Origin of the sequence: Micromonospora sp. NPDC018662, from assembly GCF_044391475.1 — a bacterium.
Classification (GTDB): Bacteria; Actinomycetota; Actinomycetes; order Mycobacteriales; family Micromonosporaceae; genus Micromonospora.
The window spans coordinates 99,803-116,291 of sequence record NZ_JBISAC010000008.1 but is presented as its reverse complement, the minus strand read 5'-3'; the positions used below and the strand labels follow the sequence as shown (position 1 = coordinate 116,291).

General features: G+C 72.6%; 19 protein-coding genes. 9 read left to right on the top strand and 10 right to left on the bottom strand.

Features of this window, described 5'->3' with window-relative positions; translation table 11 throughout:
* The first annotated feature begins 23 nt into the window (after positions 1 to 23).
* The 8 genes from ACH495_RS22445 to ACH495_RS22410 all read left to right on the top strand — a co-directional run bounded on the left by ACH495_RS22445 (position 24) and on the right by ACH495_RS22410 (position 5,103).
* Positions 24 to 866: a MerR family transcriptional regulator gene (locus ACH495_RS22445; protein WP_396859660.1), complete on the top strand. Its 843-nt coding sequence runs from the start codon at positions 24 to 26 to the stop codon at positions 864 to 866.
* Positions 830 to 1,249, top strand: coding sequence for a PIN domain-containing protein (locus tag ACH495_RS22440; protein WP_396859659.1), 420 nt, complete (start codon positions 830 to 832; stop codon positions 1,247 to 1,249). The genes ACH495_RS22445 and ACH495_RS22440 overlap by 37 nt, the downstream gene beginning before the upstream one ends.
* A gap of 213 nt (positions 1,250 to 1,462) precedes the next feature.
* Positions 1,463 to 1,708 (top strand): FitA-like ribbon-helix-helix domain-containing protein, encoded by a 246-nt coding sequence (locus tag ACH495_RS22435; protein WP_396859658.1) that lies wholly within the window; start codon positions 1,463 to 1,465, stop codon positions 1,706 to 1,708.
* 99 nt (positions 1,709 to 1,807) lie between these two features.
* Positions 1,808 to 2,023 carry a hypothetical protein gene (locus ACH495_RS22430; protein WP_396859657.1) on the top strand — a complete coding sequence of 72 codons (216 nt, stop codon included), beginning with the start codon at positions 1,808 to 1,810 and terminating at the stop codon, positions 2,021 to 2,023.
* A 51-nt stretch (positions 2,024 to 2,074) separates the two neighbouring features.
* Entirely contained in the window at positions 2,075 to 2,929 is an 855-nt protein-coding gene (locus ACH495_RS22425; protein ID WP_396859656.1) for a helix-turn-helix domain-containing protein, read from the top strand.
* 78 nt (positions 2,930 to 3,007) lie between these two features.
* Positions 3,008 to 3,952, top strand: coding sequence for an NADP-dependent oxidoreductase (locus tag ACH495_RS22420; RefSeq protein WP_396859655.1), 945 nt, complete (start codon positions 3,008 to 3,010; stop codon positions 3,950 to 3,952).
* A gap of 44 nt (positions 3,953 to 3,996) precedes the next feature.
* Entirely contained in the window at positions 3,997 to 4,542 is a 546-nt protein-coding gene (locus ACH495_RS22415; protein ID WP_396859654.1) for an SRPBCC family protein, read from the top strand.
* A gap of 57 nt (positions 4,543 to 4,599) precedes the next feature.
* Positions 4,600 to 5,103: a cupin domain-containing protein gene (locus tag ACH495_RS22410; RefSeq protein WP_396859653.1), complete on the top strand. Its 504-nt coding sequence runs from the start codon at positions 4,600 to 4,602 to the stop codon at positions 5,101 to 5,103.
* Positions 5,104 to 5,229: 126 nt separating this feature from the next.
* Here ACH495_RS22410 and ACH495_RS22405 read toward each other — a convergent pair whose 3' ends face one another.
* Positions 5,230 to 5,769, bottom strand: a complete 540-nt coding sequence (locus ACH495_RS22405; RefSeq protein ID WP_396859652.1) for a GNAT family N-acetyltransferase — start codon at positions 5,767 to 5,769, stop codon at positions 5,230 to 5,232.
* 226 nt (positions 5,770 to 5,995) lie between these two features.
* Between ACH495_RS22405 and ACH495_RS22400 the strand changes: the two genes are divergently transcribed.
* On the top strand, positions 5,996 to 7,441 hold the full coding sequence (locus ACH495_RS22400) for an ATP-binding protein (protein ID WP_396859651.1): 1,446 nt from the start codon (positions 5,996 to 5,998) through the stop codon (positions 7,439 to 7,441).
* Between the two features lie 26 nt (positions 7,442 to 7,467).
* Here the strand turns inward: ACH495_RS22400 and ACH495_RS22395 are convergent, their stop codons facing one another.
* The 9 genes from ACH495_RS22395 to ACH495_RS22355 form a co-directional block, all read right to left on the bottom strand.
* Entirely contained in the window at positions 7,468 to 8,004 is a 537-nt protein-coding gene (locus ACH495_RS22395; RefSeq protein ID WP_396859650.1) for a hypothetical protein, read from the bottom strand.
* The gene (gene dnaG / locus ACH495_RS22390) at positions 8,004 to 9,896 is read right to left on the bottom strand and encodes a DNA primase (protein WP_396859649.1); all 1,893 of its coding nucleotides are present in this window, start codon (positions 9,894 to 9,896) and stop codon (positions 8,004 to 8,006) included. Before dnaG ends, ACH495_RS22395 begins: the two co-directional genes overlap by 1 nt.
* A 73-nt stretch (positions 9,897 to 9,969) precedes the next feature.
* The gene (locus ACH495_RS22385) at positions 9,970 to 10,215 is read right to left on the bottom strand and encodes a helix-turn-helix transcriptional regulator (RefSeq protein ID WP_357388648.1); all 246 of its coding nucleotides are present in this window, start codon (positions 10,213 to 10,215) and stop codon (positions 9,970 to 9,972) included.
* Positions 10,216 to 10,225: 10 nt separating this feature from the next.
* Positions 10,226 to 11,077 (bottom strand): ABC transporter permease, encoded by an 852-nt coding sequence (locus tag ACH495_RS22380; RefSeq protein WP_396859648.1) that lies wholly within the window; start codon positions 11,075 to 11,077, stop codon positions 10,226 to 10,228.
* Complete coding sequence (locus tag ACH495_RS22375) at positions 11,074 to 12,048, bottom strand: ABC transporter ATP-binding protein (protein WP_396859647.1); 975 nt, start codon at positions 12,046 to 12,048, stop codon at positions 11,074 to 11,076. Before ACH495_RS22375 ends, ACH495_RS22380 begins: the two co-directional genes overlap by 4 nt.
* Positions 12,049 to 12,092: 44 nt before the next feature.
* Positions 12,093 to 13,727 carry a BCCT family transporter gene (locus ACH495_RS22370; RefSeq protein WP_396859646.1) on the bottom strand — a complete coding sequence of 545 codons (1,635 nt, stop codon included), beginning with the start codon at positions 13,725 to 13,727 and terminating at the stop codon, positions 12,093 to 12,095.
* A 57-nt stretch (positions 13,728 to 13,784) separates the two neighbouring features.
* The gene (locus ACH495_RS22365) at positions 13,785 to 14,618 is read right to left on the bottom strand and encodes a siderophore-interacting protein (RefSeq protein WP_396859645.1); all 834 of its coding nucleotides are present in this window, start codon (positions 14,616 to 14,618) and stop codon (positions 13,785 to 13,787) included.
* A 44-nt stretch (positions 14,619 to 14,662) separates the two neighbouring features.
* Positions 14,663 to 15,892, bottom strand: coding sequence for a deoxyguanosinetriphosphate triphosphohydrolase (locus ACH495_RS22360; protein WP_396859837.1), 1,230 nt, complete (start codon positions 15,890 to 15,892; stop codon positions 14,663 to 14,665).
* Positions 15,893 to 15,941: 49 nt separating this feature from the next.
* Entirely contained in the window at positions 15,942 to 16,295 is a 354-nt protein-coding gene (locus tag ACH495_RS22355; RefSeq protein WP_396859644.1) for a VOC family protein, read from the bottom strand.
* Positions 16,296 to 16,489 lie beyond the last annotated feature (194 nt).

The following is a 16,489-nucleotide window of genomic DNA, read 5'->3' as shown; positions in this document are numbered from 1 at the left end:
TCAGGGCCGAAGCTGGGTGGACCATGTTCAGTATCGGAGAGTTCGCCGGCCTGGGCCGGGTGTCGGTGCGCATGCTGCGCCACTACGACGCCATCGGCCTGTTGCGTCCCGCCCACGTCGACCCGCACAGCGGCTACCGCTTCTACACCGCCGCGCAACTACGCCTGCTCAACCGGGTGACCGCCCTGAAGGACCTGGGCTTCAGCCTCCAGCAGGTGCAGACGCTGCTCGACGAGAAGGTGGATGCCGCCGAGCTGCGCGGCATGCTGCGCCTGCGCCGGGCCGAGCTGGCCACGCGCATGCGGCAGGACACCGCCCGCCTGGCCCAGGTCGACGCGCGACTCCGCATGATCGAGAGCGAGGGACACATGGACACCGGAGACGTCGTCCTGAAGAGCATCCCGGCGATCCGGGTGGCGCAACTGTCCGGCACCGCCGCCGGCTACGACCACCCGACGTCGATCACCGAGAACCTCAGCCCGCTCTATCCCCGGCTGATGGAGCTGCTGGAGCGGCACCGGGTGGACATCACCGGTGCGCCGATCGCCTGGTACGAGCCGGCGCCGGCCGAGCCGGGCGACGAGACGATCCGGGTGCACGCGGCCTTCCCGGTCGGATCGGCCGAGGTGTCCGCCGCCGCCGGCTTCGAGGTGGTCACGCTTCCCCCCATCGCGTACGCGGCGACCGCGCTGCACCACGGCCCGATGTCGGAGGCGTTCCGCACCGGGCAGAAGATCGCCACCTGGATCGACGACAACGGCCACCGGGCGGTCGAGCCGGGCTTCGCTCGCGAGGTCTACCTGGACTGCCCACCGGACGACCTCGACCGGTGGGTGACCGAGATGCAGGTGCCGGTGCGCGCCTGATCCTCGACACCAACGTCCTCATCGCCTACGAACGCGGCACGCTCGACCGCGCCTCCCTCGATGAGGACGAGCTGGCGATCGCCGCCGTCACCGTCGTCGAATACCGGGTCGGCATCGAACTGGCCGACACGGTCGCCCGCCCGGCGGACCGGGCGCGAGCGCTGGCGGCGATCGTCAGCGCGGTCGACGTCCTCGACTTCACCGAGGCGACCGCCGCCCACCACGCCCGACTCGTCGCGCACGTACGCCGCGCCGGGACACCGCGCGGCGCCCACGACCTGATCATTGCCGCCCACGCGGCCGAAACCGGACGGATCGTCCTGAGCCGGGACGCCAAAGCACGCTTCGGCGACCTGCCAAACGTCCTGACAACGGAGGTCTGAACGGCGACTCCGCGCCGGCCTGCGTCGGCAACCGAATGCGCGGCCGGGCCGACGGGACCCGCGGCCGATCAGCCGGCGGCCCCGAATCACCTCGACAGCCGGTCGAGCAGCTCGCCCTGGTCGTCGCCGACCTTTTCTATTCACGAACAGCCGCTCAACCGCGCGCCCCGAAGTGCCAGCATTGCTCTCATCGGCTCCGATAGGAGGAAAATGGTGGCAGCCCTCAGCATCAGAGATCTTGATGATGCGGTCCGCGAAAAGCTGCGAATCCGCGCCGCGCAACACGGCAAGTCCATGGAAGCCGAGATCCGGGACATCCTCACCGCGGCCGTTGCCGAGGACGCACCGGGAACCGACCTGTTCAGCGCGCTCACCGCCCGGTTCACCGGGCTCGGTGGCGTCGAGCTGGACCTACCTGCCCGTTCCACTCGACCCCGCGCGGCGAGCCTGCCCGAGTGATGATCGTTCTCGACACCAACGTCGTCTCCGAACTCATGCGGGCTGAGCCCGCGCCGGTGGTGCTGGCGTGGCTCCGGCGTCGCCGCGTTCCCTCGCCAGGTGCTGCCCTTCGATCTCGCAGCAGCCGGCGCCTACGCCGACGTGGTGGCCGGCCGGGACAGGCTCGGCCGGCCCATCGACGGCTTCGACGCCCAGATCGCGGCCATCTGCCGCACTCAGGTCGCCGCACTGGCCACCCGGAACACCAAGGACTTCGCCGACACCGGCATCGAGGTCGTCGATCCCTGGCAGGGGACGGCCGCCGAAGACCGCTGAGCGGCCGGCATCCGTGCCGGCGTCGCCACGCTGACCGGGCACAATTGGGCCGTGGAACGTCACGAGTTCGGTGCCGCCGTGCGCCAGTTGCGGGAGAACACGGCACCCGAGGCCGTCGGGCTGCCGGTCGGCCGGCGGCGGACGCAGGGGTTGCGGCGGGAGGAACTTGGCGATCTCGCGGGCATGTCGGCGGACTACGTACGCCGGTTGGAGCAGGGCCGCAGCCATCCGTCGGCCGGGGTGGTCAACGCCATCGCCCGTGCGTTGCGGACCGGGCGGGCGGACTACGAGCGGCTCTGCGCGCTGGCCGGGTACGCCGCCGCGGACGGGCGGGTGCCGAACGAGGTCGGTCCGGGCGCGACGCGGCTGCTGGAACGGTTCACCGACACTCCGATGTTCGTCTCCGACGCGGCGATGAACCTGGTGGCCGTGAACAGCGCGTTCCTGGCCCTGGGGCACTGGGATCTCACCGGAGACCCGTGGGAGTGGAACATCGCCTGGCGCACGTTCTGCGCTCCGTTCAACGACTTCAAGCAGTCCGCGGACGACGCGACCGACCATGAGGCGATCCTCGCCGCCCAGCTCGGGAGCGCACTGTTGCGCTACCCCGCCGATGCGCGGCTCGCCGCGCTGGTGGACGAGATGCGCAGCCGAAGCCGCCTCTTCGACACGCTGTGGCGCGCGCCGCGACCGGTGGCGGCGTACGAGAGCAGCGCCGCCTTCATCCATCCGGACGTCGGCGCGGTCACGCTCGTCGGCAGCCTGCTCTCCGTCCCGGGCGACGATCTGTCGGCTCTGATGCTCACCGCGGCGCCGGGCTCGGCCGACGCGGCGCGTCTGGCCGAGATCGTCGCGGTCGCCGGGGAACCGGCCGTCATCAGGGTGGGCCAACCCGGCCCAGGCTAACCGCGCCGGATCCTGCGAAGTTGGGTGACGTCTCCGGCAACCGCGGAGGCACATCGGCCCACGAAGGCAGGTTCAGCGATGAAGGCAGTGCGTTTCCACGAGTTCGGCGGTCCCGAGGTCCTGCGCTACGAGGACGTGGAGCAGCCCGCCCCCGGTGCCGGTCAGGTCCGGATCCGCGTCGCGGCGACGTCGTTCAACGGTGTCGACGGCAACATCCGCGCCGGCTTCATGCAGGGCCCGATCCCGGTCGAGCTGCCGCACACCCCCGGCCTCGACGTCGCCGGCACGGTCGACGCGCTCGGTGCCGGCGTGACCGACGTCGCGGTGGGCGACCAGGTCGTCGGCTTCCTGCCGATGACGGGCACCGGGGCGGCGGCGGAGTACGTGATCGCGCCGGCGGAGATCCTGACCGGTGCGCCCCGAAACATCCCGTTGGCTGACGCGGCGGCGTTCCCGCTGGTGGGCCTCACCGCGTGGCAGGCGCTGTTCGACCACGGCAAGCTGACCGCCGGTCAGCGGGTGCTGATCAACGGCGCCGGCGGAGCGGTCGGCGGATACGCGGTCCAGCTCGCCAAGGAGGTCGGCGCCCACGTGATCGCCACGGCCAGCCCGCGCAGCGCCGAGCGTGTCCAGGCCAACGGTGCCGACGAGGTGATCGACCACACCAGCATCGACGTGACCGCTGCGGTGACCGAGCCGGTCGACCTCGTCCTCAACCTCGCACCCGTCGCCCCGGAACAGCTCGCCGCGCTGGTCACGCTGATCCGCGACGGCGGCGCCTTGGTCAACACCACCGTCTGGATGCCGGCCCCCGCCGACGAGGGGCGCGGCGTGCGTGGCATCGACCTGTTCGTCCGCAGCGACGCCGACCAACTCGCCGACCTGGCCGCCCGGATCGGCACCGGCGAGCTGCGGGTCGACGTCGCCGAGCGGGTGGCGCTGGCCGACCTGCCCGCGCTCCACGCCCGGGCCGGCGCGGGTGAACTGCCCGGCAAGACCGTCGTCCTCGCGCCCACCGCTTGATACCCGTCCAGGCCGACCGACCATCACCCGAGGATGGGAAACCGATGACCGACAGCCGCACGAACCCGTCAGGCACTCCACCCGTACCGCTGCTCATCGGCCCGACCGATCGCACGGTCTCGATCACGGTCCAGCAGCGCACCCGGGTGGCGCCCGCCACCGCGTTCCGGGTGATCGCGCCGATCGACCTGCCGAGCGTCTTTCACCGGGTCGGGCCGTTCCCGGGCGTTCGGGGCGTGGCCAACCAGACGGAGGCCTGGGATCACGTCGGCCCCACCCGTAACCCGCAGTTCGAGGACGGGTCACAGGCCAACGAGCAGTTGACCGAGTACACCGAGGGTTCGATCTTCGCGTACCAGCTGACCGGGTTCACGAACGTCCTCTCGCGCCTTGCAGCCGGAGTGCGGGGCGAATTCAACTTCAACCCCGACGGGAACGGCACCCTCATCCGTTGGACCTACGAGTTCAAGCCGCTCCCGGGTCGGCGCCCCTTCCTCGCCGGTCCCTTCGCCCCCCTGTGGCGCCGGTACATGGCGGCTGCCCTGCGCCGATGTGTGCAGGTAGCCGAGGCGCAGGAACCGCGGCCGTAACAGTCCCGGGCCGCTCGGACGATCCACCCGGACCAGTCGCACACCCAGGAGATGATCATGATGATTCCCGACGACGACCCCGCTCGCTCGCTGACCGTGGCGAACCCCGACGATCCCGACACGACCTACATCTCCCTGGTGGGCAACACCTACGGAATGTTGATCACGGGCGAGCAGACCAACGGCGCGTACTGCCTGATCGACATGCGCGTCCCTGACGGTGGCGGCCCACCGCCGCACCGGCACGACTTCGAGGAGATGTTCACCATCCTCGACGGCGAGATCGAGTTCACCTTCCGCGGTGGGAAACACGTCGTCCGGGCCGGGTCCACGGTGAACATCCCGGCCAACGCGCCGCACCACTTCCGGAACGTCTCCGGTGCACCGGCCCACATGCTGTGCATGTGCACCCCGGCCGGGCAGGACGAGTACTTCGCCCGCATCGGCGACGTCGTCGCGGGCCGGGACGTACCGCCGCCACAGCTCTCCCCGGACGAACTCGCCGAGCGTCGCCGCCGTGCCGCCGAGCTGGCCTCGACCTACCGCAGCGAGTTCCGGTGAGGCGGCCCGCCGCTGCCGCTCCGGCGAGCGGGCTCAGGGCTCTGACGGATCGAGCCAGCTAAACAGGTCGTGCGACGGTGCGGTAGCGCGTTCGGGCATGCCGGTGAGGCCGTCGACGTCGCTGGGCTACGGCGTCCAGTCGCGCCGGAGCAGGCCGTAGATCGCCAGGTCCGCGAAGCCGTCGCCGTCGTAGGCGCGCTCCCGCTGGGTGCCCTCGTGGACGAAGCCGCACGTCTCGGCGGTCCGCCGCATGGCCGTGTTGCCGGCCAACGTCTCGAGCTCCAGCCGGCGGAGGTTCCGGCTGCGAAAGCCGTACCGGCAAAGCAGCCGGACCACCTCGGTCCCGTAGCCCTGGCCACGCGCCTCGGGCACCAGCGAGATGCCGAGATGGGCGTACCGCTCGAACGTGTTGATCCCCCACAGCGTGCATCCACCGAGGAACGTGCCGTCGGCCACGGTCTCGGCCAGGAAGGACACCCAGGTGCGTCCGTCGGGCGGATCGGTGACCTGCTTCTCCAGCCGGGCTCGTTCCTGCCCGACGTGGTGCGGCAGGAACGGCTCGTCGTCGGTGAGCAGGTGCTGCTCCGGATCACTGCGCAGCCGGAACAAGCTCGGCGCGTCGTCAGGCGTGGGCGGGCGCAACCGGACCCGGTCGGTGGCGAACATCCCGCGACGCTAACAGCCGGCATCGAACCACACGACTGAATTGCGAGGCCGCAGGTGCACAAGACTCTCCGGTCAGCCGAGAGGTGACGCGATGACGCCCCGCTCGACAGGGCTGTCGCTGGAGGCACTGGAGCATGATCGTTCTCGACGCGCAACCGGCCGCCGCGACGCAGAAATGTAACCCATGAGCTTGAAATGTAACTCACCTCCGGTTACATTCCACGCCATGATCGATGGCTTGGACGAGCTGATACGGACGCTCCGCGCGTCGGGCGGGGATACGACCAACGTCGAGGTCAAGGCCGCCGCAGGGGGGTTACCCGCCTCGCTGACCGCCTCGCTGAGCGCCCTGGCGAATCTCCCCGGCGGGGGAACGATCATCCTGGGCCTAGACGAACGCACCGGCTTTCGCCCGGTCACGCTGGCCGATCCGCAAGTCCTCAAGCAAGGGCTCGCTACGAAGGCCCGGGCGTACACCCCACCCGTGCGGCTCTCCATCGATGACGGCACCGTCGACGGGCAACCGGTGGTCGTGGCTCGGGTTCACGAATGCGACCCATCGGCGAAGCCATGCCGGGTCACTGCTACCGGCACCGCCTACCTTCGCAGCTACGACGGCGACTTTCCGCTGTCCGACCTGGAAACGCAGGGGTTCCTTGCCGCCCGGCGACCGCCGCTGTTCGACCGACGCCCCGTCGACGGTGCCACCTTCGACGACCTCGACCCGGAACTGGTCGCCTCGTACCTCGCAACGGTACGCGAGCGGGATGCCACCGGGCTGGGACGCTTCACCAGCGACGACGAGTTGCTCCGTCGAGCCGGCGTCATCGTGCATGGGGGACAACCCACTACGGCCGGATTGCTAGCCCTCGGCGTCCATCCACAGCAATTTTTTCCCCGTTACGTCATTCAGGCAGCCGCAGAGCCCTTGCCTCATGATCCGCCCGCAGCGCGAGCGCGTAACCAGATCACGATCACCGGCCCCATTCCCCGTATGCTCGACACCGCGTTGGACTGGGCCCGACGCGCGTTCGACACGGTCATCGTCGCCAACCCCGATGGCAGCGTCGCCGATCGCCCCGCGTACCCCCTGGTCGCATTCCGGGAGATTATCGCAAATGCCCTCATCCACCGCGACCTCGACCACTGGTCGCAAGCCTTCGCCATTGAGGTGCGGCTGCGCCGCGACCGTCTCGTCATCACCAACCCTGGTGGTCTGTACGGCATCACCGTCGACCGGCTCGGCCACGACGCCGTCACCTCTGCCCGCAACGGTCTTCTCGTGTCCGTCTGCCAACACGTCCGCTCAGCCGCCACCGGTGGCCGCGTCATCGAGGCCCTCGCCAGTGGCATCCCTACCATCGCGCACGAGCTGTCGGGTCATTCCCTGCCACCGGCGCAGTACATCGACACCAACATCAGGTTCACCGTGCTGCTACGCAGCCCCGCAGCCACCCCGATGGGCAAGACCCTCAACGCCACCGAGCTGCGAATCTACGACGCGCTCGCACCCGGACCGATGACTGTCGCTCAACTCGAAGCCACGCTCAACCTGACCGGCCCCAACATTCGCAAGGCGCTCCGGGGTCTGCGCAATCGTGGCCTCGTACACCAAGACGGCGGCAAGGGCCGCCCAACCACCTATCGGCAGGATGTCGCTCAACGCCGCTGAGGGGGCCCACCCCGCGCCGGTCTCGGTCAGACGTCCGCGGGTGTGGTGGCGGCGCGGGCCTCGGCCACCAGGCGGCCGGTCTCGGCGGCCACCGCCTCGTCGTCGGCCGGCGTGCCCGGGTCGTAGCGGACCGTCCAGGTCAGACCATCGACCCCGGGCACCCGCCGGGCCGCGATCCGCCCACCGCCGCCGGGCACCGGGTGGTGCGCGGTGTACGCCACCGAGCCGGTGACCCGGGTCCGCACCTGGTGCGGCAGCTCGCCCGGGTCGAGCAGCAGATAGGTCTCGGCCGGGGCGTCGGCGACCACCAGGTAGCCGTCCCGCTCGGCGACCGGCTCGGCCGGTGTGACGGCGAGTTCCCGGCCGGACCAGACCGCCTTGAGGACGTCGTGCCACCCGAGGCGCTCGCCGCGGCCGGGCAGCCAGAGCCCACGGTTGCTGGCGACCACCACGCCGTCGCCCTCGCCGTTGCCGGCGGCGGCCCAGGCGAGCACCCGCTCGTCGGCGGCCAGCGGCGGGCGATCGGCCGGTGGCAGCTTCGGGCGGCGGCGGAAGAGTCCCATCACAGTCCCCCGGCGGCCTGCTCGCGCAGCGCCCGCGCGTGTTGTTCCAGCGAGAGCAACTCCCCGAACAGGGCGAAGTATTCGTCCTTGTTGCTCACCGGGTTGATCCGCTGGATCTTCGACTTGAGATCCCGGATCCGGCCGGTGACCGAACTCCACTGCAACCGGGCCATGGTGACCGAGACGTACCTCGGGTCGGGTTCGCCGTCGATGCGCAACGGCTCCACCGCCAACTCTCCCACCAGGGCCTGGGCGGCCAGGTCGCCGCAGGCGTCACGGACCCGCTCGATCCAGACCGCGCCGCCGGTGGCGCCGGCCGCCCCGCCGGCCGCGGCGACGGCGAGCCGCACCGCGGCGTGCACCGGGTGTTGGTAGTCGGCGGCCTCGACGGCGTCGAACATCGGACCGGCCAGCACCGGCTCCTGCAACGCCAGCTTCAGCGCCTCCCGCTCCACCATGGAGCGGGGACTGTCCACGGCGGGCGTGGCGGGGCCGGGGCGCGTCGGCGCGGGCCGACCGTTGGCCGGCTGCCCGTTGCCGGCGGCCAGCACGGCGCGCTGCACCGGCTCGATCTCCATGCCGAGGTCGCCGGCGAGCTTGCGGACGTACTCCGGGCGCTTCTCCCGGTCCTTGATCTGCGCGACCAGCGGCGCGGCGCGGCGCATCGCCTCGACCCGGCCGTCGACGGTGTCGAGGTCGAACCGGTTGATGACGTGCCGGAGCGCGAAGTCGACGAGCGGCTCGCGGCGGGCCACCAGGTCGCGGACGGCCAGGTCGCCCTTGGCCAGCCGCAGGTCGCACGGGTCCATGTTGTCGGGGCTGACCGCGATGAACGTACGCCCGACGAAGCGCTGGTCGTCCTCGAACGCGCGCAGCGCGGCCTTCTGGCCGGCGGCGTCGCCGTCGAACGTGAAGATGATCTCCCCGGCCCGCTCGTCGCTGTCGAAGAGCACCCGGCGCAGCACCGAGATGTGGTCGCCGCCGAACGCGGTGCCGCAGGTCGCCACCGCGGTCGGGACGTCGGCGAGGTGGCAGGCCATCACGTCGGTGTAGCCCTCGACCACCACCACCTTGCCCTGCTTGGCGATCTCCCGCTTGGCCTGGTCGATGCCGTAGAGGACGTGCGACTTCTTGTAGATCGGCGTCTCGGGGGTGTTGAGGTATTTCGGGCCGTCGTCGTCGTCGAACAGCTTGCGGGCGCCGAATCCGATCACGTCGCCGGTGATGTCCCGGATCGGCCACATCAGGCGGCGGCGGAACCGGTCGATCAGCGAGCCCGACCGGGCCGGCCGGGACAGGCCGCCGGTGACCAGCTCGTCGTGGCTGAAACCCTGCTGGCGCAGGTGCTTGGTGAGCAGGTCCCACCCGTCGGGGGCGAAGCCGCAGCCGTAGCGCTCGGCGGCGGCCCGGTCGAAGCCCCGGCGGGCCAGGAACTCCCGGGCCGGGCGGGCGCCGGCGGTGGTGAGCTGGGCCCGGTAGAACTCGACGGCGGCGGCGTGCGCGGCCACCAGGCGCTGCCGCTGCCCCTGCTGCGGCCGGGCGCGCGGCGTCGAGCGGTCGTCCTCGACGTAGCGCAGCTGGATGCCGGCGCGGGCGGCGAGGCTCTCGACCGACTCGACGAAACCGAGGTGCTCGGCGTCCATCAGGAACTTGATCGCGTCGCCGCCGACCCCGCAGCCGAAGCAGTAGAACACGTTGCGGGCGGGCGACACGTTGAACGAGGGGCTCTTCTCGTCGTGGAACGGGCAGAGCCCCTTGAGGTTGCCGCCTCCGGCCGACTTGAGCGTCACCACCTCGGAGATCACGTCCGCGATGGCGGTGCGCTCGCGGACCAACGCGATGTCCTCGTCCCGGATCCGCCCCGCCATGACCGCCACCCCCTCGGCGTACATCCTGCCCTGCCGGACCGACGATCCGGCGGCCGGGGGGACGGGCGTGTGGCGGACCACGCCCGCCCTCGCCGGCTCAGGCCGAGCGGGCCGCCGCGGGGTCGCCGATGCGCGGGAACGGCTCGATGGAGAAGACCACCTCGACCGGCACCTCGAAGTAGGCCGCGATGCGCAGCGCCAGGTGCAGGCTGGGCCGGAACTCGCCGCGTTCCAGGTAGCCGACGGTCTGGTAGTGCACCCCGAGCGCGTCGGCGAGCTGCCGGCGGGAGACGCCCCGCTCGGCGCGCAGCACCGCGATCCGGTTGTGCACGGTCTCGCTCATCGACGCCCTCTCATCCGACCCGCTGCATGGCCCGCTCCCGCCGGGCCGCGACCCGGGAGCCGGACTCCCGGCGGGCCATCCGGCGCAGCACCACCGGGGCCAGCACCAGCCCGAGCACCGCCCAGGCGCCGAGCACGCCCAGCGTCTCCAGGTGCCGCCAGGAGCCGCCCAGCTCGACCGCCGCCAGGTCGGCCGGGAGCAGCGCCGAGCGCATGCCCAAGCCTAGCCAGTAGAGCGGGAAGACCTGGGCGACGCCCTGGAGCCAGCCGGGCAGGCCGTTGATCGGGTAGAAGATGCCGGAGAGCGCGATCAGGCCGAAGATCGGCAGGACCACCAGGCCCATGTTGCGCGGGTTCTCGATCACCGAGCCGATCACCGCGCCCAGCGGCAGCGTCGCCACCAGCCCGAGCGGCACCACCCAGGCCAGCGTGAGCCAGGCGCCCGGGTCGCCGAGTCGCAGCCCGTCCAGGAAGAACAGGCCGGGGACGAGCTGGATGGTCACCCCGATCAGCGAGATCGCCGAGATCAGCACCAGCTTGCCGACCAGGTAGCCGAGCATGCCGTTGGGGATCGCCTTGGCCCGCAGCAGCGTGCCGTCCTCCCGGTCGACGATGAGCTGCTGGGCCAGCCCGAGCAGGCCGCCGAAGAGCAGGCCCATGCCGAGCGCGCTGGGCAGCGTCCGGGCGCCCAGCGAGAAGTCGGTGCCGGGCACCGTCGAGCCGCGCATGAAGAACATGGCGACCAGCAGCACCGCCGTGGGGAAGAAGTAGTTCCACAGGTCCTGGCCGTTGGTGAACGTGGCGCGCAGCTCGATCAGGCCGCGTCGCAGCCCGGCCCGCAGGGCGGTGGTGGTCGGGCTCATCGCGTCGCCTCCTGCTGCCACACCCGTTCGGCCCGCCCGGTGCGGATGCCGGTCTCCTCCTCGTGCACCAGCGCCAGGTACGCGTCCTCCAGGCTGGCCCGGCGCACCTCCAGCTCCTGCACCCGGTCGCCGTGCTCGCGGAGCAGGTCACGCAGGAAGCCGGTGGCGTCGGCGGTGGCGTGCACGTAGCGCTCGCCGTCGCGGGTCCAGCGGACCTCGACGTCGGAGGCGACGCGGCGGGCCAACTGGTCCGGCGAGCCTTCGGCGACGATCCGGCCGCCGGCCAGGATCAGGATGCGGTCGGCCAGCTTCTCCGCCTCGGCCAGGTCGTGCGTGGTCAGCACGATGGTGGTGTCGTCGGTGTCGGTGAGGCGGTGCACCAGCTCGTGGAACTCGCGGCGGGCCGCCGGGTCGAAGCCGACCGTCGGCTCGTCCAGGAAGAGCAGCTCCGGCCGGCCCACGATGCCGACCGCCACGTCGAGCCGGCGGCGCTGCCCGCCGGAGAGCCGGGCCACCCGGGTGCCGGCGTGCGCGGTCAGCCCCACGGTGGCCAGCAGGTCGTCGACCGGCCAGGGGCGCGGGAAGCGGTCGGTCGCGTATGGCGCGTAGAAGTCGCCGAGGTGGGCGAGCAGCTCCCGGACCCGCCACTTGCCGTGGTCGCGCCAGGACTGGAGCACCACGCCGAGCCGGGCGCGCCAGCGCTCGTCGCCGCGGGCCGGGTCGACGCCGAGCACCCGGACCGTGCCGGCGGAGGGCAGCCGGAAGCCCTCCAGGATCTCGATGGTGGTGGTCTTGCCGGCGCCGTTGGGCCCGAGCAGCGCGACCACCTCACCGCGCCGGGCGGTGAGGTCGACGCCGTGCAGCACGTCGACGGCGCCGTAGCGCATGCGCAGGTCGCGGACGTCGAGGACCAGATCCTCGTCGGGAGGCCGGGGGGCCGCGACCGCCCCCGGAAGTTCGACCGCAGTCATGCCTCGGAATGTAGCACTCCTGCTACAAATCGAGGTAGACGCACTCACTCGCGGGGTCGGTGGAGCCAGCGGGTCACCGGCGGCGGGTCCTCCTCCTCGTACGACCGGGCCGCGCGCACGGCGGCGGCCAGGCCGGACCGGCGCGGGCGGGCCCCGGCGCGCAGCACCGGGTCGGCGGACATCTCCCGGACCAGCGACACCGCCAGGCCCAGCATCACCACCACGAACGGCAACGCGACCAGGATGGTGGCCTGCTGCAACGCGTCCAGGCCACCGACCAGCAGCAGCGCCGCCGCGACCGCGCCGATGAGCACGCCCCACAGCACCACCACGCCCCGGTGCGGGCGCAGCGCGCCTCGTGAACTCAGCGAGCCGAGCACCAGCGACGCCGAGTCGGCGCTGGTGACGAAGTAGAGCGCGATCAGCACCATGGCGAGCACGCTGGTCACCGTGGCCAGCGGCAGCGCATCCAGCAGGCCGAACAGCGCCTGCTCCGAACCGGCGCCCACGTCGGCCACCAGGTCCCGGGTGCCGGTGGCCTGGGTCCGCAACGCGGTCCCGCCCATCACCGCGAACCAGACCGCGCTCGCGCCGCTGGGCACCAGCAGCACCCCGATCAGGAACTGCCGGACCGTCCGCCCGCGCGAGATGCGGGCGATGAACGTGCCCACGAACGGCGCCCAGGAGATCCACCACGCCCAGTAGAAGATCGTCCAGGAGCCCAGCCAGGCCGGGTCGGAGAACGCGCCGGTACGGGTCGACATCCGCACCAGGCCGCTCAGGTAGTCGCCGACCGCGGCCGGCAGCACCTCCAGCGTGTAGACGGTCGGGCCGACCACGAACACGAACAGCATCAACGCGACGGCGATCAGCACGTTGGTGGTGGACAGCCACTTGACGCCCCGGTGCAGGCCGGAGAAGGCCGACAGCACGAACGCCAGGGTGAGCGCGCCGATGATGACCAACTCGACCGTCCGGCTGTCCCGCACGCCGCTGACCAGGTCCAGGCCGGCCGCCACCTGGAGCGCGCCGAGCCCCAGGCTGGTCGCCGAGCCGAACACGGTGGCGAAGACCGCCAGCAGGTCGATCGCGCGCCCGGCCGGGCCGTACGCCCGGGCCCCGAGCAGCGGCACGAACGCCGACGAGATCCGGTTTCCCCGCCCCTTGCGGAACGTCGAGTACGCCAGCGCCAGCGCCGCGATCGCGTAGATGCCCCACGGGTGCAGCGTCCAGTGGAACAGCGTGTACTGCATGGCCGTGGCGGCGGCGGCACCGGTCTGCGGCTCGACGCCGGAGGCCGGCGGCGGCGCCGCGTAGTGCTGGATCGGCTCGGCGACGGCGAAGAAGACCAGGCCGATGCCCATGCCGGCGCTGAACATCATGGCGATCCAGGCCAGCCCGTTGAACTCCGGCTCGTCGTCGTCGGCGCCCAGCCGGATCCGGCCGAACCGGGACGCGGCGACCACCACCGCCAGCACCAGGAACGCGTCGGCCGCGACCACGAAGAACCAGCCGAACGTGTCGATCGTCCAGTTCAGCCCGGTCGCGCCGAACGACGCCAGGGAACCGCGGGCGAACACGCCCCAGGCCACCACCGCCAGCACGCCGGCCACGCCGAGCCCGAGCACCACCCGGTCGGCCGGCTCCGTCGCGGGCCGCTCGCCCACCTGTTCCGCCATGCCCCCATCCTGGGCGGCCCGGCCGCCACGGCGGGGCGGAACGCCTCAGGAGCCGGGTCAGGCCGGGACGGCGGCCTCCTCGGCCTCGACCTCGGCGTTCCAGGCCGGCTTGGTGGAGCGCCAGCCCTCGTCGTCCAGGCCGCGTCGCCAGTAGCCGGAGATGGACAGGTCGGCCCGGGGCACACCGCGCTCGACCCGCAGCAGCCGGCGCAGTTCCTTGACCGCGCCGGCCTCGCCGTGCACGAACGCGTGCACCCGACCGGGCGGGAACGCCAGCGCCCGGACCGCCTCGACCAACGCCTCCCCGGCCGGTCGGCCGGCCCGGTGCAGCCAGCGCAGCTCGACCGCCCCGGCGCTGGGCAGCGGCAGCTCGTCGGCCGGCCCCTCGACCTCGACGTACACCCGGGCCGGGGCGCCGGCCGGCAGCCGTTCCAACGCGACAGCGATCGCCGGCAGCGCGCTCTCGTCGCCGGCCAGCAGGTGCCAGTCGGCGGTCGGGTCCGGCGCGTACGCGCCGCCGGGCCGGGTGAACAGCACCCGGTCGCCGGGGCGCAGGGCGGCCGCCCACGGGCCGGCCAGCCCCTCCTCGCCGTGGTGGACCACGTCCACCGTCAGCTCGCCGGCCACCGGGTCGAACGCCCGCACCGTGTACGCGCGCAGCCGCGGCCACTGCGGCGCCGGGAACTCGCGCTTGATGGTGGCCAGGTCGGTCGGGTGCGGGTAGGTCACCCCGGCCGGCGGGAAGACGAACTTCACGTAGTGGTCGGTGTACGCGCCCACCGGCAGGCCGGTCAGCTCGTCGCCGCCCAGCACGAGCCGGATCAGGTGCGGGGTGGGCCGCGAGGTCCGGACGACCGTGGCGGCGGTGAGCGTCTTCGGGCGATCCGTCATGCCGCTTAGGCTACCCTCACTTCCCGGCCGGGTCGGCCGGGCGGTCAGCTCGACGACACCAGCCGGGCGTGCCAGGCCAGCGCGGCCGGGTCGGTGAGCGAGGCGACCTGGTCGATCACCACGCGCAGCCGCGCGGCGTCGTCCGGGGCGTCCCGCCAGAGCGGGGCGAAGACCTCGTCGAGCGCGTCCGGCGCCCGGTCGAGCAGCGCGGCGACCAGCTCGGTGAGGAGTTCCCGCTGCCGGTCGTAGCGGCCACTGGCACCGGGCCGGCGCATCACGTAACGCAACGCGATGCCCTTGAGCAGCGCGCACTGCGCTTTGATCCGGCGCGGCACCACCAGGTCGGCGGCGTAGCGGCGGTGCGGGCCGGGGCCGTGGCGTGCCTCGGTGGCGGCCACCACGCTCGACACGAACCGGCCGGTGAGCACGCTGGTGGTGGCCTTCAGCGCGGCGAGCGCCCGATGGCTGCCGTCGTACGCGGCGAGCGGGGCGAGCACCGGATCGGCGAGCAGGTCGGCCAGCACCTCGCCCAGGTCCTCGGGGGCCTCCCCGGAATAGGCGGCCGCCACGTCGGCGCAGAGCGCCCGCCGCTCGCCCTCGTCGGCCAGCAGCGGGCGCAGGTCGACGTACCCGCCGTGGATGCCGTCCTCGACGTCGTGCACCGAGTAGGCCACGTCGTCGGCCCAGTCCATCACCTGGGCCTCCAGGCAGCGCCGGTCGCCGGGCGGGGCGCCGGCGCGCAGCCAGTCGAAGACCGGCCGGTCGTCGGCGTACACGCCGAACTTGCGCTCGCCGGGGCGGCGCGGCCACGGGTACTTGCCGACCGCGTCGAGCGCGGCCCGGGTCAGGTTCAGCCCGGCGGACCGCCCGTCCGGGGTGAGCACCTTCGCCTCCAGCCGGGTGAGCACCCGCAGCGTCTGCGCGTTGCCCTCGAAGCCGCCGGCCGCGGCGGCCAGCTCGTCCAGCGCGTACTCGCCGTTGTGCCCGAACGGCGGGTGACCCAGGTCGTGGGCCAGCCCGGCGGTGTCCACCACGTCCGGGTCGCAGCCGAGCCGGGCGCCCATCTCGCGGGCGATCTGCGCCACCTCCAGCGAGTGGGTCAGCCGGGTACGCAGGAAGTCGTCGGTGCCGGCGGCGTGCACCTGGGTCTTCGCGGCGAGCCGGCGGAACGCCGCGCAGTGCAGCACCCGGGCCCGGTCGCGCTCGAACGGCGACCGCCCGTACCCGGTGTCCTTCGGCGCCTCGGCGACCAGCCGCGCCGCGTCGTCGGTCAACGCGGTGGCAGCAGCCGGAGGTCGCGACTGCGGGGCTCGCAAGACCGGCTCACTCCTCGCGCTCCCGGAGAACGCAGAACTCGTTGCCCTCGGGATCGGCCAGCACCGTCCACCCCGCCTCTCCCTGCCCGACGTCGACGTGCCGCGCGCCCATGTCGACCAGTCGTTCCACCTCGGCCTCCAGGTCGGTCGGGCGCAGGTCGACGTGCAGCCGGTTCTTCCCCTGCTTCGGGCCGGAGACCGGGACGAAGACCAGGCCGGGGCGCGTGTCGGGGGTGCGGCGGATCTCCACCTCGTCCGGCTTGTCGGTGATCACCTGGTAGCCGAGCGCCTCGGCCCACCAGCGGGCGAGCCGGGACGGGTCCCGGGCGTCGACGGTCAGGTTCTCCCAGACGGCGGTCATGCGGCCACCCCTCCTGATCGACACGTGGCGGAAGCTCAGGTTACGCCCGGGTGGCCGGAAAGGCGCGTCGGGGGGGGGGGCCCGGGCGCCCCCGCCCCCCCCCCCCCCCCCCCCCCCCCCCGCCCCCCCCCCGCGCGGGCGGGGGGCCCCGGGCCCCGGGCGCCCCCCCCGGGATGTGGGGAGGGGGGGGGCCG

Coding starts and splice junctions, on each gene's coding strand:
- ACH495_RS22445 (WP_396859660.1), top strand. CDS start 24: ATGTTCAGTATCGGAGAGTTCGCCGGCCTGGGCCGGGTGTCGGTGCGC.
- ACH495_RS22420 (WP_396859655.1), top strand. CDS start 3,008: ATGAAGGCAGTGCGTTTCCACGAGTTCGGCGGTCCCGAGGTCCTGCGC.
- ACH495_RS22415 (WP_396859654.1), top strand. CDS start 3,997: ATGACCGACAGCCGCACGAACCCGTCAGGCACTCCACCCGTACCGCTG.
- ACH495_RS22410 (WP_396859653.1), top strand. CDS start 4,600: ATGATGATTCCCGACGACGACCCCGCTCGCTCGCTGACCGTGGCGAAC.
- ACH495_RS22405 (WP_396859652.1), bottom strand. CDS start 5,769: ATGTTCGCCACCGACCGGGTCCGGTTGCGCCCGCCCACGCCTGACGAC.
- ACH495_RS22400 (WP_396859651.1), top strand. CDS start 5,996: ATGATCGATGGCTTGGACGAGCTGATACGGACGCTCCGCGCGTCGGGC.
- ACH495_RS22395 (WP_396859650.1), bottom strand. CDS start 8,004: ATGGGACTCTTCCGCCGCCGCCCGAAGCTGCCACCGGCCGATCGCCCG.
- dnaG (WP_396859649.1), bottom strand. CDS start 9,896: ATGTACGCCGAGGGGGTGGCGGTCATGGCGGGGCGGATCCGGGACGAG.
- ACH495_RS22385 (WP_357388648.1), bottom strand. CDS start 10,215: ATGAGCGAGACCGTGCACAACCGGATCGCGGTGCTGCGCGCCGAGCGG.
- ACH495_RS22380 (WP_396859648.1), bottom strand. CDS start 11,077: ATGAGCCCGACCACCACCGCCCTGCGGGCCGGGCTGCGACGCGGCCTG.
- ACH495_RS22375 (WP_396859647.1), bottom strand. CDS start 12,048: ATGACTGCGGTCGAACTTCCGGGGGCGGTCGCGGCCCCCCGGCCTCCC.
- ACH495_RS22370 (WP_396859646.1), bottom strand. CDS start 13,727: ATGGCGGAACAGGTGGGCGAGCGGCCCGCGACGGAGCCGGCCGACCGG.
- ACH495_RS22365 (WP_396859645.1), bottom strand. CDS start 14,618: ATGACGGATCGCCCGAAGACGCTCACCGCCGCCACGGTCGTCCGGACC.
- ACH495_RS22355 (WP_396859644.1), bottom strand. CDS start 16,295: ATGACCGCCGTCTGGGAGAACCTGACCGTCGACGCCCGGGACCCGTCC.